The organism is Gordonia sp. QH-12 (assembly GCF_001578675.1).
Taxonomy (GTDB): Bacteria; Actinomycetota; Actinomycetes; order Mycobacteriales; family Mycobacteriaceae; genus Gordonia; species Gordonia sihwensis.
Map to the genome: position 1 here is coordinate 135,189 of NZ_KQ969290.1, position 13,367 is coordinate 148,555.

Annotated in this window: 12 protein-coding genes; 1 reads left to right on the forward strand and 11 read right to left on the reverse strand. The window is 65.8% G+C overall.

Features of this window, described 5'->3' with window-relative positions; genetic code table 11:
- Positions 1-72: 72 nt before the first annotated feature.
- The 11 genes from Y710_RS10055 to rplJ all read right to left on the reverse strand — a co-directional run bounded on the left by Y710_RS10055 (position 73) and on the right by rplJ (position 11,812).
- Entirely contained in the window at positions 73-1,314 is a 1,242-nt protein-coding gene (locus Y710_RS10055) for an MCE family protein (RefSeq protein ID WP_006894407.1), read from the reverse strand.
- Positions 1,311-2,666, reverse strand: coding sequence for an MCE family protein (locus Y710_RS10060; protein WP_062367416.1), 1,356 nt, complete (start codon positions 2,664-2,666; stop codon positions 1,311-1,313). Before Y710_RS10060 ends, Y710_RS10055 begins: the two co-directional genes overlap by 4 nt.
- A complete protein-coding gene (locus tag Y710_RS10065) occupies positions 2,663-3,910 on the reverse strand; it encodes an MCE family protein (RefSeq protein WP_006894405.1) in 1,248 nt (415 codons plus the stop codon). Before Y710_RS10065 ends, Y710_RS10060 begins: the two co-directional genes overlap by 4 nt.
- The gene (locus tag Y710_RS10070; RefSeq protein WP_006894404.1) at positions 3,907-4,992 is read right to left on the reverse strand and encodes an MlaD family protein; all 1,086 of its coding nucleotides are present in this window, start codon (positions 4,990-4,992) and stop codon (positions 3,907-3,909) included. The genes Y710_RS10065 and Y710_RS10070 overlap by 4 nt, the downstream gene beginning before the upstream one ends.
- Before the next feature lie 2 nt (positions 4,993-4,994).
- A complete protein-coding gene (locus tag Y710_RS10075; protein WP_006894403.1) occupies positions 4,995-6,080 on the reverse strand; it encodes an MCE family protein in 1,086 nt (361 codons plus the stop codon).
- Positions 6,077-7,393, reverse strand: coding sequence for an MCE family protein (locus Y710_RS10080; RefSeq protein WP_006894402.1), 1,317 nt, complete (start codon positions 7,391-7,393; stop codon positions 6,077-6,079). Before Y710_RS10080 ends, Y710_RS10075 begins: the two co-directional genes overlap by 4 nt.
- A gap of 5 nt (positions 7,394-7,398) precedes the next feature.
- Positions 7,399-8,271: an MlaE family ABC transporter permease gene (locus Y710_RS10085; RefSeq protein WP_039866591.1), complete on the reverse strand. Its 873-nt coding sequence runs from the start codon at positions 8,269-8,271 to the stop codon at positions 7,399-7,401.
- A gap of 2 nt (positions 8,272-8,273) precedes the next feature.
- The gene (locus Y710_RS10090) at positions 8,274-9,080 is read right to left on the reverse strand and encodes an MlaE family ABC transporter permease (RefSeq protein WP_006894400.1); all 807 of its coding nucleotides are present in this window, start codon (positions 9,078-9,080) and stop codon (positions 8,274-8,276) included.
- A complete protein-coding gene (locus Y710_RS10095) occupies positions 9,077-10,297 on the reverse strand; it encodes an ABC transporter ATP-binding protein (protein WP_045536583.1) in 1,221 nt (406 codons plus the stop codon). Before Y710_RS10095 ends, Y710_RS10090 begins: the two co-directional genes overlap by 4 nt.
- A 497-nt stretch (positions 10,298-10,794) precedes the next feature.
- Positions 10,795-11,181, reverse strand: coding sequence for a 50S ribosomal protein L7/L12 (gene rplL, locus Y710_RS10100; protein WP_006894398.1), 387 nt, complete (start codon positions 11,179-11,181; stop codon positions 10,795-10,797).
- Between the two features lie 100 nt (positions 11,182-11,281).
- Positions 11,282-11,812: a 50S ribosomal protein L10 gene (gene rplJ, locus Y710_RS10105; RefSeq protein WP_006894397.1), complete on the reverse strand. Its 531-nt coding sequence runs from the start codon at positions 11,810-11,812 to the stop codon at positions 11,282-11,284.
- A 316-nt stretch (positions 11,813-12,128) separates the two neighbouring features.
- On the opposite strand from rplJ, the gene Y710_RS10110 reads away from it, so the two are divergent.
- Positions 12,129-13,325: a glycoside hydrolase family 76 protein gene (locus Y710_RS10110; RefSeq protein WP_062367417.1), complete on the forward strand. Its 1,197-nt coding sequence runs from the start codon at positions 12,129-12,131 to the stop codon at positions 13,323-13,325.
- Positions 13,326-13,367: the final 42 nt, after the last annotated feature.

Consider the following 13,367-nt stretch of genomic DNA (forward strand, 5'->3'; position numbering starts at 1 on the left):
AACTGTAGTCATCGCGAGGCACGCCGTGCCAATCCGTCGCCGCCGCGGAGACGGCGACGGATCGGCCGGGCGTCACTTCGGATGCACACCCATCAGAGCGGCCAGCTGGGTCGCGAGCGGATTCAGGTTCAACTTGTCCGGATCCTTCTTCGGCGTGTTGTCCCACGGCTGTGCGATGTACGGATTCGCCAGCGCGGCGCGGTTGGCACCGCGGACCGACGTGGGGTTCCCTTCGGGCACGTTGCAGTTGGCCTTCGTGTTGAACGGGAAATCGTCGTAATTGACGTCGAAGTTCGGGTTGCGCTTCTTCATCTCGGCGATCATCGCCCACGTGCTCTCGTAGCCCTTGGTGCAGCTCACCGGGTTGCCGGTCTCCAGAACGATGCCGAAGTGGATCTGGCCGTCGCCGGGAGCGGCGCTGTGGCTGCCCGCCGACAATGCCGACAGCATCGCGAAGGTGGCACCGGTGGCGAACGACGCCGGCGCCGCCGCGTGAACGGTTCCGCCGAGCTGATGGATCAGCTTGGTGGTATCCGCACCGTTGTCCTGCAGGAAGGTCGAGAGCGCGGTGCCCGCCGGCGGGCCGTTCGTCAGAATGCGGCGGATCGCCGGATCCGAACTCACCAGCTGGGCGGAGACCCGGTCGAGATTCTTCGACCATGCGAGGATCTCGTCGGACTGGTCGGCCTGCGTCGACAGCACCACATTGGAGTTCTGCAGCAGCTGCGTGATCGGTTCGATGTTCCGGACGCCGTCCTTCGACAGCTTGTCCAGTGACGAGATCAAGTGCGTGAGGTCCTCGCCCTTGCCGTTGAACGCCGTGCCGAGTTCCCGGATCACACTACTCAGCTGATCGACCGGAATGGTCTTGGTGAGGCTGATCGTGTCGGCGATGACGTCCTGCAGCTTCGGGGGCGTCTCGGCGCCCTGGATGCGCGATCCGTTCTCCAGGTAGGGCCCCGCGCTCGTCTTGGGCTGCAGGTCGATGAACTGCTCACCGATCGCCGATCGGTTCGCCAGCACCGCCTGAGCCGAGGCGGGGACCTTGGGTGCGCCGGAGTTCATGTCCAGCGTCACGTCCACGCCGTTCGGCACCATCTTCATGTCACCGACCAGACCCACCGGCACTCCCCGATAGGTCACCTCCGCGTTGGTGAAGATGCCGCTCGCGTCGGGCATGTGCAGGGTCACCTTGTAGGTGGAGACGCCGACCAGCTTGTCGAGCCGGGCGTACTTGGCACCGACGTAGACGATCGCCAGCACACCGATCACCACGAAGACGATCAGCTGAATCTTGACGAGACGACTGGTCACTGGTCACCACCTCCGAGCATCCGCAGCGGCCCGTCCAGGAAGTTCTCGTCTCCCGACGGCATCGGCGAGTACTGAGCCTTCTTGTCCGACGGCTTCTTCTGCACCGAGTTCTTCTGGCCCGACTTGCTCTGGGCGGTCCCCGACGACGGATTCATCGGGTACGTGCCACCCGACGGAGGAGTGTTCGGACCCTTCCGCGAGTTGGCCGCCGGCGGAAGCAGCGAGATCGTCGGCCAGCCCCAGCGGGGTCCGTTGCCGTTGATGTACGGGTTGTTCGGGTCGATCTTCGGCGGGCTGACGGTCGGCGCCTGGTACACCGGCTTGCCCTGTCCCACGCCGAGCGCTTCGAGCTGATTCAGCAGCCGGAGGTCGAGGGTCGCGAACAGGTTGGTCGAGTCGCCGTGCACACCGGGCAGCAGATCGTCCGGGAAGGGATGGGTCAGCATCAGCGGCAACGCGGTGACCGCGTCCTGTGCCGACTTCGCGAGCTCCGACAGGATCGGGCGCAGCGCCTTCAGGTCGGTGATGATCTGATCGTGCGCCTTGCCGAGGATGTCGGTGCCGACCTGGCCCAGATCGTCGAGCTTGGTGAGCAGGTCAACGAACTGCGGGCGCTGCTCCTCGAGCACCTTCACACCCGCAGGCAGTTGGTTCAGGATCCGCTCGATCTGAGCCGTCTGCTGATTGGCACGCGCCGACAGCTTGCTGACGCCGTCGATCGCGCTGATGATGTCGTCGCGCTGCTTGTTGAGGCTGTCGATCAACTTCTCCGACTGCTTCAGCAGCGAGCGCACCGTGTTCGGCCGGTCGCCGAGCGCCTCGTTCAGTGAGGTGATGATCGGCTCGAGCTGGTTGATGCCGCCGCCGTTGAGCAGCATCGACAGTGCGCCGAGCAACTGCTCGATATCGGTGACGGTGCGGGTGCGGTCCGATTGGATGGGTTCCGACTCGGGCTGACGCGGCGTCTGCGCTGTCACGCCCTGCGGCTCGGACAGCGCCACGAACTTCTCGCCGAGCAGGTTGGTCTGCTGAACCGAGGCCGAGGCCTCGTCGGAGAGATCGACGCTGTTCTTGACCTTGATCGTCACCAGCGCATCCCAGGCACCGGTGGGCACCTCCACCTTGGTGACCTGGCCGACCGGAATGCCGTCCATCTTCACGACCGACTGCGGGACCAGGTCCAGGATGTTGTTGAACACCACCTTGTAGGTCCGCGGGTTCGACCCCACGTCCACACCGCCCGGCAGAGGTACCGACTGGATACCGGAGCAACCGGTGGTCACCGCGAGAACGGTCGCGAGTGCGGCACCCATACCGGCGACGCGGGCTCGCGTCGACAGTTTCACCTTCATCGCTGTCCTCCAGGAAGACTCGGGTCCGGATTGCCCGGGACGGTACCCGGTGCCGGGTTCTTCTGCTCCTTGTCACCGCTCATGATTCCGAAGGGCAGCACCGGCAGCACCGGTTCCAGAACGCCCTTCGTGATCTGCGTGGCGACGTTCTTGCAGTTGTTGACCAGCGGCGCGAGCTTGCGGCTGAAGTCGACGGCCATCGGATTGCCGGGCAGCAGCTTGCCCAAGTCGAGCAACCGGCAGCCGGCGGCCAGCGGGTCCTGCAACTCCGGGATGTTGACGCGCATCGCGACGGTGCCCGACTCCGCGTCGTAGGCGTTGATCAGGTTACTGATCGTGACCGGCAGGACGGTGAGGATCTCGAGCAGGTGATCCTTGTTGTCCAGCAGCGCCTGACCCGTCGGCTGCAGGTCGCGGACGGCCTGACCGATCTTGTCGTTGTTGTCGGAGATGAACGTCGCGACATCGCCCAGCGCGTACGACAGGCTGTCGAGCGCCTTGCCCAGCTGGTCGCGCTCGCCGGCCAGGAAGGTGTTGAACGAGGCCATCTGGCTGTTGAACTGCCGGACCTGCGCGTCGTTCTCCTTCAGCGCACCCACGAAGACGTTCAGGTTGCGGATCGTGCTCATCAGGTCGGTGCTGCCGTCGGACAGCGTTCCCGCGGCCTTGGACAGGTTCGTGATCGCCTCGCCCAGCTTCGCGCCGTTGCCGTCCAGATTCTTCGAGAAGACGTCCACGAAGTCCGTGACGGCACCGTTCTGATTCGCGCCCTCGGGTCCGAGCGACTTCGACAGCTTCTGAAGGTTGGCGTAGATCGCGTCGATCTCCACCGGCACCTTGGTCTGCTTGGTCGACAGCGTCACGTCGCTTCCCGCCTGCGCCCCGCCGGAGTAGGCGGGGGTGAGCTGCACGTAGCGGTCGGCGACGATCGACGGGATGATCTGCACGGCCTTGACATCGGCCGGGAGCTTCACACCGCGGTTCACCCGCATGTCGACCTCGACCACGTCGCCGCGCGGGGTCACGTCGGTGACCTTGCCGACGTCGACGCCGAGCACCCGGACGTCGCTGCCCTTGTAGATGCCCACCGCGCTGGTGAACGTGGCGTGCACCTTGGTGGTGCCGATCAGGGTCGACGCCCACCAGCCGCCTGCGGCGATGATGAGGACGAGCACCAGACCGAGTGCGCCGTAGACGATGTTGCGCTTGTTGAACAGACCGGAGGTCTGACCTGACTCCGTCATCCGCCGGCCCCCGTTCCACCGTTGTTCAGATTCTTAGTCATGTTCGGCAGCCTGGTCGTGTTCTGCTGCGGCAGTGCGGGCGGCAGCAGGTTGGTGACCGTCGCCTCGAACCAGCGACCGTTGCCGAGCACGTTCGCGTAGACGCGGTAGAACGGCGCCATGTACGTGATCGTGTCGCGCAGATTCTTGTTCTGCCTGGTCAGCATGTCGGTCACGCCCTTGAGGGAATCGAGTGCGGGACCGATCTGCGCCTCGTTGTCTTTCACGATGCCGCTGAGCGACTTGCTCAGCGTGGTGGTGCTCGCGAGCAGAGCCGAGATGCTCTTCTGCCGGTTGTTCAGTTCCTTGAGCAGGACGCCGGCGCCGGCGATCAGCCGGGTGAACTCCTCGTTCCGGTCCGCGAGGATCTTGGAGGCGTCCTTGGTCGCCTTCAGCAGCCGCTGCACCTCCTGGTCGCGGCTCGCGATCGTGTTCGACAGCCGCGAGATGCCGGTCAACGACGAGTTGATGTCGTCGGCGTTGGTGCCGGAGAAGGCGGCCGACAGCGTCCGCAGCGACTTCGCGACCTCGTCGGTGTCGACGTTCTCGATCTGATCGGCCGCGTCACCGAAGGCCTCGATGACGTCGTACGGCGCGACCGTGTCGGTGAGCTTGACCCGGGGGTCGGCCAGTTCGCTGCCGCGCGGGTTCAGCGCCAGGTACTTCTGGCCGAGCACCGTCTTGATCTGGATAGACGCCTGCGTCTGGTTGCCGATCCAGGTGTTGTTCGCGGTGAAGGTGACGTCGACCTTGTCGTTGTCGAGCGCGACCTCGGTCACCTCGCCCACCTTGACGCCGGCGACACGGACCTCGTTGCCCGCCTTGAGCCCGGCGGCCTCGGAGAACTGCGCGGTGTAGCGCGCGCCCGCGCCCAGCAGCGGCAGGTCCTTCAGGTAGAAGGACGACACCGCGGCCATGATCAGGATCAGCAGACCGAGTGCGCCGATGCTCGTCGCACTCCGTCGGCCGGCGAACCGTCGGCTCTTCTTAGGCGTCGTCGGAACTTCCGGCTGCCCGTCGGGTGTGTTCTGTCGGTCGGTCATGCTCACCCCCCGGGCTTCATGTCGCGCCAGCATCGCGTGGCGGCGCTGGTGTAGAGGACGTGGTTGATGTTCGGCAGCGGCACCACCGGCTGCGTCAGCAGGGTGGACTTACCGTTGCCCGCGACGACGTCGATGCCGCACAGATAGAACTGGAACCAGGAGCCGAAGGTCGCGGCCCGGCCGATCTTCTGCAGCTTGACCGGAAGGTTGGTCAGCGCCTTCTCGATGTCGTCGTCGCGCGAGTTCAGCTGGTCCGACAGCGACTTGATCCCCGCGATGTCGCCCTGGATGGCCGGTCGCGTCTTGCTCAGGATCGAACCGGTCACCGTGGTCAGGTTCGACACCGACGTGATCGCCGATCCCACCGACCCGCGCTGAGCCGCGAGCCCGGTGATGAGCTTCTCGGTGTTCACCAGGAGGCTGGTGAACTGGTCGTCGTTCCGGTTCACCGTGTTGAGCACCTTGGTCAGGTTGGTGATCATCTCTCCGATCACCTTGTCCTTGTCGGCCAGGGCGTTGGTGAGTCCGGCGGTGTCGCTGATCAGGTCGCCGATGGTGGTGTCCATGTCGCCCTGGAAGACCTTGATCATGGTCTCGGCGAGCTTGTTGATGTCCTCCGGGGTGATCTGCTTGAACAGCGGACGGAAACCGTTGAACAGCTCGGTCAGGTTCACCGCGTCGTGCGTGCTCTGATGCGTGGGCGAGTTGGTGAAGGTGTATCCGGCGCCGACGGTGTCGTTCGCCGATCCGGGCCCCTTCTCCAGCGCCATGTAACGCAGTCCCGTCAGGTTGCGGTACCGGATGAACAGCTGGGTGCCCTTGGGCAGCCGATCACGGTCGGCGCTGAATCCTACGAGCGCCTTGTTGCGGTCGGTGATCTCCACGCTCTCGACCTGGCCGACGCGGACGCCCGCGATGCGGACATCGTCGCCGGGGTTCAGCATGGCCGCGTCGTCGAACACGGCTTTGAAGCTCGCCTTGCCGCCGGAGCCGGCGTTGGCGATGGTCAGACCGAGCATCGCGGTGGCGAAGATCGTGATGAGGGCGAAGATGATCAGCTTCACCAGGGGTGCGACGACGCCTCTCATTTGACGGTCACCTGCGCTCCCTGCAGCGATCCGGCACCGATGGAGGTCACCCACAGCGGCACCTGCTCCGGGCTCACACCCGACGACGCCCCGTAGAGCACCTGCATCTGGCGCTGGTAGTCGGTCTCCGACACGGTGCCGCTCGGCGTGCCGCTGAACTGCGGCTGAGGCAGATCCGGCCAGGTCTTGGGACCCGGGTTACGCGACGGCGGCTGGTACGAGCCGTCGGGAACACCGCCGCCGGGGTACTGCGGGAACGGGCGGCCGTTGGTTGCGGGCTCGTAGCAGCGGGCGGGCGGATCCACCCACAGCAGCCGGGGCTCGTCCTGGTTGGGCAGGTACCGGCCGCGCGGGTTCACGAACTGCAGGTTCACGTGGACGCCGGGGTTGGCGGTGCCCTTGCCGACGATCGGGCCCACCTTCGGGACGATCGTGGCGAAGTTGTGGAACATGCAGCCGAAGGTCGGCGACTGGCGCGCCGCAGCCTTCAGGAAGGGCTCGGAGTCGATGAACAGGTTCAGCATGTCCTTCTTGTTGGCCTTGAGGAACTTGGTCGTGTCCACCGCGGCCACGCTCAGCGTCTGGATGGTCGACCGAAGATCGCCCTGCCGCTCCACCACGGTGTTACCGGTGATGCGCAGGTTGTCGAGCGCGTCGATGATGTCCGGCACCGCTTCGGAGTAGGTCTGCGAGAACGACGCCAGTCCGCGGATGGTGCCCTGCAGATCGGTCATGTTCGCGTTGACCCGCGTGAAGATCGTGTTGAGCCGATCGACGATCTCGCCGATCTGGTGGCCCTTGCCGCCGATCGCCTGCGAGATCGCGCTCAGCGTCACGTTGAGGTCCTCCGGCGGGATCGCCTTGATGACCGGGAGCAGCGCGTCGAAGAGATCCTCGACCTCCTGCGAGTTGCCCTTCGGGTCGGTCAGGATCACCGATCCGTCCTTCAGCGTGCCGCCGTCCGAGCTCTCCGGGATTTGCAGAGCGATGTACCGCTCACCGAACAGTGTCTTCGGGAGCACCCGGGCCGTGGTGCCGTCGGGGAGATTGTGCATCTGGTCGGGATTGATGCCGAGTTCGACGTTGACCTTGCCGCCGGGCTCCACGTCCACATTGCGCACCGAGCCGACGACCACCCCGTTGGCCTTCACGTCGGCGTTCTTGACCAGCGAGTTGCCCGCGTTGTCCGTACGCAGCGTCACCGTCGAATAGTCGTCGAACGTCCCCCGGAACTTGAGCACCGAGACCGCCAGCAGACCGATGACGACGACGAAGAACAACAGGCCCAGGAGCCTGCGTTTGAGCGTCCCCACGTTTCCTAACCTCCCACTCGGATCGACGTGGTCGTACCCCAGATCGCCAGGCCCAGGAAGAAGTCCATCACCGCGATCAGCACCAGCGCCGTTCGCACGGCGTGACCGACGGCCACACCCACGCCGGCGGGCCCGCCGCTGGCGAAGTAGCCGTAGTAGCAGTGGATCATGATGATGACGAACGCGAATATCAGCACCTTGCCGAACGACCACAGGACGTCGACGGGTGGCAGGAACAGATTGAAGTAGTGGTCGTACGAACCGGTCGACTGACCGTTGAAGACCGTGTTCACCACGCGCGAGGCGAGGTAGGCGGCCATCAGGCCGAGCACGTACAGCGGGATCACTGCGATGAAGCCGGCGATGACCCGGGAGCTGACGAGGAATGGAATCGACGGCACTGCCATCACCTCGAGCGCGTCGATCTCCTCGGAGATCCGCATGGCGCCGAGCTGAGCGGTGAAGCCGCAGCCGACCGTCGCCGACAATGCGAGACCGGCCACCAGGGGTGCCACCTCACGGGTGTTCACGTACGCCGACAAGAAGCCGGTCAGTGCCTGCGAACCGATCTGGTCGAGGGCCGCGTAGCCCTGCATACCGACCACGACGCCGGTGAATCCCGACATCAGGACCATCACGCCGACCGTGCCGCCGATGACGGCCAGACCTCCCGAACCGAAGGCGACCTCGGCCAGCAGGCGCATCACCTCTCGGGTGTAGTGCACCAGGGTCCGCGGGATCCAGGCGAGCGTGCGCGCATAGAACGACATCTGTTCGCCGGCGCCGTCGAGGAGCTTGAGCGGACGCCCGAGCTGCTTGCGGGTCTCGTAGAGCAGGTACTCCGGCCGGCTCTTGGCGATCGTCACACCACGAGTCATCACTAACCTACCTTCGGCGGAACGATCTGCAGGAAGACCGCAGTAATGATCAGGTTGGCGAAGAACAGCAGCAGGAAGGTCACGACGACGGACTGGTTCACCGCGTCACCGACGCCCTTCGGGCCGCCCTTCGGATTGAGGCCCTTGTAGGCCGCGACCACACCCGCGATCACACCGAAGATCACTGCCTTCAGCGTCGAGATGTAGAGGTCGGGCAACTGAGCGAGCGCGCCGAACGAGGCGAGGTACGCACCCGGCGTACCGCCCTGCACGACCACGTTGAAGAAGTAGCCACCGCCGATGCCGACCACGGCGACGAGGCCGTTGAGCAGGACTGCGACGAGCACCATCGCCAGCACGCGCGGCACCACCAGCCGCTGGACCGGGTTGATGCCGAGCACCTCCATGGCGTCGATCTCCTCACGGATGGTCCGTGAGCCGAGATCGGCCGCGACCGCCGAGCCAGCGGCTCCCGCGACGAGCAGCGAGGTCACCAGCGGCGATCCCTGCTGCACGACGACGAGCACCGACGCCGCACCCGTGTACGACTCGGCGCCGAGCTGCTTGATCAGCGAGCCGGTCTGCAGCGAGACGATGGCGCCGAACGGAATCGCGATGAGCGCGGTCGGCAGAATCGTGACGCTGGCGATGAACCAGGCCTGCTGAATGAATTCGCGCAACTGGAAAGGCCGCACGAAAAGCTGGCGGGCGACGTCGACGAACAACTGGACGATATTGCCGGTTTGGGCAAGCGCGCCCTCACCTGCCTTCGCCAGTTTGTCGACGCCACGCGAGGTGGCACTCGTCATGCCTGGGTACTCCCCTGTCCATCAGACTGGTTGACGGCGGTCTCGATCGCAGCGGTATCGATCGGTTGCGTCTGAGCATCGTCAGCCGCGGTGGCGAGAACGTCGGTCGGACGTTCGATCACCTGGGTGTCAGCCTGGTCCTGCGCGGCCTGTACTGCCGCGGGGTCGCTGAAGTCGGTGTTGGCGAGGGCCACGAGCGTCGCAACGGACTCGGGGGACTGCGCGGCGCGCTCGTCCTCCTCGGCGATCGACGCGCGGATCGCGGCCTGAGCGTTCTCCGGCAGCGAGGGCAGCATGGCCAGCACGTTCGCGCGGTGGCGGATGGCCGCCTTGCGCACCGGCATGCCGGGGTTCGGCTGCACCTGCGCGATGATCTCGGAGAAGTCGTCCTTGGTGCCGCCGCCGGAGATACCCGCGGCCTGCATTGCCGCCTCCGCCGCCGCGACCGCCTCGTCCTTCTCCTCGGACATGCCGATGGGACCGAACCGGTCGCCGGAGAGGAACTGCTTGACCACCGGCTGCTCCGAGGTGAGCAGCTGCTCGCGCGGGCCGAACATGACGAGTTCCTTGCGGAACAGCATGCCGATGTTGTCCGGAATGGTGCGGGCGATGTTGATGTTGTGCGTGACGATGAGGATCGTGGCGTCGATCTCGGCGTTGATGTCGATCAGCAGCTGCGAGATGTATGCGGTTCGCACCGGGTCGAGGCCCGAGTCCGGCTCGTCGCAGAGGATGATCTCCGGGTCCAGGACCAGTGCGCGGGCCAGGCCGGCGCGCTTGCGCATACCGCCCGAGATCTCACCGGGAAGCTTGCCCTCGGCGCCCGCGAGACCGACCAGCTCCACCTTCTCCATTACGATGCGGCGGATCTCGTCTTCCTTCTTCTTCGTGTGTTCACGAAGCGGGAAGGCGATGTTGTCGTAGAGCGTCATCGAGCCGAACAGGGCGCCGTCCTGGAATAGGACACCGAACAGCTTGCGGATCTCGTAGAGTTCCTTGGCGGAGCACTCGGTGATGTCGGTGCCGTCGATGACGACCGAGCCCTGCTCTGGATGCAGCAGGCCGATCAGCGTCTTGAGGAAGACCGATTTACCGGTACCGGACGGACCGAGCAGGGCGTTGACCTCTCCGGCGGGCAGCGTCAGCGAGACGTCTCGCCAGATGTTCTGTGAGCCGAACGACTTCGTCAGTCCCTCGACCTTGACCTCAACACCCACAGTGTTCCTCCAGACCTTTCTAGGTACCACGTAGGTGAGGCGAGGCGCCTCGCTCCCCCTACAGAGTCTTCGCAGCCACCGACCTGGGACGGCTGTGGCTGCGGTCACTCTAACGCACCAGAGGTTCAAGTCACACTTCGGAGTCGGGAGCCGAACTCTGCTCCGAAGTTGCTGTACCCGCTAGTAACATCTTGGTGGCCTGAGAATACCCAAAGAAGCGGCGTGGTCCAAAGCGAACGCCGATCTGAAGCGAGATACCCGTCACACCAGCGGAAAGTGTGCCCAGCGGCCCCTCAGTGGCCCGCGATGTCGGCCCGGCCCCCGGCCCGCCTCGGGCGAAGACCACCCGCCCTGGGGTCGTTCAGCGGCCGCTCCGGCGGTCGCTTCGGCCGTCTCGACAACCGCCTGAGAGAACGACGAAAGCGGGGCTCGCAGGTATCCCTGCGAGCCCCGCCTCGGCGATCGCCTATGCGGCGATCTCGTGATCGTCGATCAGATCACTTGAGCGAGATCGAAGCGCCGGCCTCTTCGAGCTTGGCCTTGGCAGCCTCGGCGTCTTCCTTGCTGACCTTCTCCAGGAGAGCCTTCGGGGCACCCTCGACGAGATCCTTGGCCTCCTTCAGGCCCAGGCCCGAGACGACCTCGCGGACGACCTTGATGACCTGGATCTTCTTGTCGCCGGCCGACTCGAGAACGACGTCGAACTCGTCCTGCTCGGCAGCGGCCTCGGCAGCGGCGGCCGGAGCACCGGCGGCGGCGACGGCGACCGGAGCGGCAGCGGTGACCTCGAAGACCTCTTCGAACTTCTTCACGAAATCGCTGAGCTCCAGCAGGGTCAGTTCCTTGAACTGCTCGATGAGCTCGTCAGCGGTGAGCTTCGCCATGATGGCGTCCTTCCGTTAGATCCCCGCCGGAACGGGGGCGCCTGCGTCGCAGGCTGGTTCATGGGTGATCGGCCGGAGCCGAAGTGGAGAGTGCAGTGAGCTACGCGGCTTCGCCGCCGGCTTCCTGCTTCTCCTGCAGGGCCGCGGCGAGCCGCGCGACCTGCGATGCGGGCTGGGTGAACAGCCCTGCGGCCTTTGCCAAGTTGCCCTTCATGGCGCCCGCCAGCTTTGCCAGCAGGACCTCACGGGTCTCCAGGTCGGCGATCTGCTCGATCTCCGCCACGGACAGCGCACGGCCGTCCATGAAGCCGCCCTTGATGACCAGGTTCTTGTTGTCCTTGGCGAACGTCTTGATCGCCTTGGCGGCCACAACCGGCTCACCTTCGATGAAGGCGATCGCGGTCGGACCGGAGAACAGGTCGTCGAGACCCTCGAGGCCCGCCTCAGCAGCGGCGCGCTTGACGAGGGTGTTCTTGGCGACGGAGTAGGTAGCGCCTTCGCCGAGCGAGCGACGCAGCTCCTGGAGCTGCGGCACCGTCAGTCCGCGGTACTCCGTGATCACAGCAGCGGTGGAACCGTTGAACTGCTCGGTGATCTCTGCAACTGCAGAGACCTTGTCAGCCTTAGCCATACTTCGCCTCCTCTCGTGTCACATTCGTCGTGCCCCGGCGTACCGGGGCACCTCTGTCCAGAGAATGCAGTGGGAGGCGGGGCGCTCGACGAGGGGTCCGCGAGAAATGAAAAACGCCCCGGGCAGGAGGCACGGGGCGCGCACAGCACGGCACGAAGGCCGTGAGATGGTCTCACCACGTTCATCCTGCGTGGGCCGCCGACTCGCATCGGGCCTTCGATCGGAAACACTTCCGACAACCAACGGTCTCTGGTTGAACTGACGCAAAGTGTCCGACCTCGTCGGACTCATTGCACCGGCTAATAGGCTAACCGGCATGAGCCCCGATTCCAAATCGGCCGAGGTGCAGGCACAGGACCGAGCCGCCGCCGCACAATCCGCGATCGCCGCTCGCCACCTGCGCCGGGTCGGCGGCTGGCTGCCGTTCACCCGCATCGGCCGGGTCGCCTGGCCGATGCCCGGACGACCGCTCTCGCGCGAGCGCCTGACAGCGTCATGGAACTACTGGTGGCAGGCCCATCTGGTGGACCTGCTCGTCGACGGCGCCGTCCACCGGGAGGACCGGCGCTGCGCCGACGACGCCGCGGCGCTGCTGCGCGGGATCTGGGTGCGGAACGTCGCGCACTGGACCAATGCCTACTACGACGACATGGCGTGGCTGGGCCTGGCTCTCGAACGCGCCGGTCGCCATCTGCACGACACCGCGGGCGCATCGCACCGCCGGGCGCTGCACACGCTGCGGGACCGGATGCACGACGCGTGGTCACCCGAACTCGGCGGCGGAATCCCCTGGCGGACCACCGACTCGTTCTTCAACACCCCCGCCAACGGTCCGGCCGCGATTCTGCTGGCCCGCACCGGCCGACCCGACCGTGCCGTGGAGATGGCCGATTGGATCGAACGCGAACTGCGCCTGCCGTCGGGATTGATCGCCGACGGCGTGTGGTCCCGGCCGGACGGCACGCGTGAGCTGGACTCAACGGTCTTCACCTACTGCCAGGGCGTCGCCCTCGGTGCCGAGACCGAGGCCTTTCGCCTCACCGGTTCACCCGTGCACCTGGACTGCATCGACCGGATCCTGCGAGCAGTCGGCGACCGCATGACCGTCGACGGTGTGATTCGCGGCGCCGGCGGCGGGGACGGCGGCCTCTTCGCCGGCATCCTCGCCCGCTATCTCGCACTGGTCGCGACAGACCTTCCCCGTGAGGCGGCGGGCGCCGGCGAACTGCGTTCAGCGGCGGCGGGACTGGTCCTCACCGCGGCACAGGCCGCGTGGGACAACCGCGCCACCGACCCGCAGGGACTGCCGGTCTTCGGACCGGACTGGCACAGGCCGGCGCGTCTGCCGGACGCGACCGGCGCCGCGGCGCAGAGGATCGGCGGCGCAGTCAAGTCGTCGAGCGTCCCCGAACGGGATCTCTCCGTTCAGATCTCGGCCGGAATCCTGCTCGAGGCGGCTGTCTCGGTCACGATCGGGTCAAGCGAGCACACCGGTTCGGCAACCCCGGATTAACGATCTGGCTGTGCATCGTTTTAGATTAGGGAGGACGCCCGC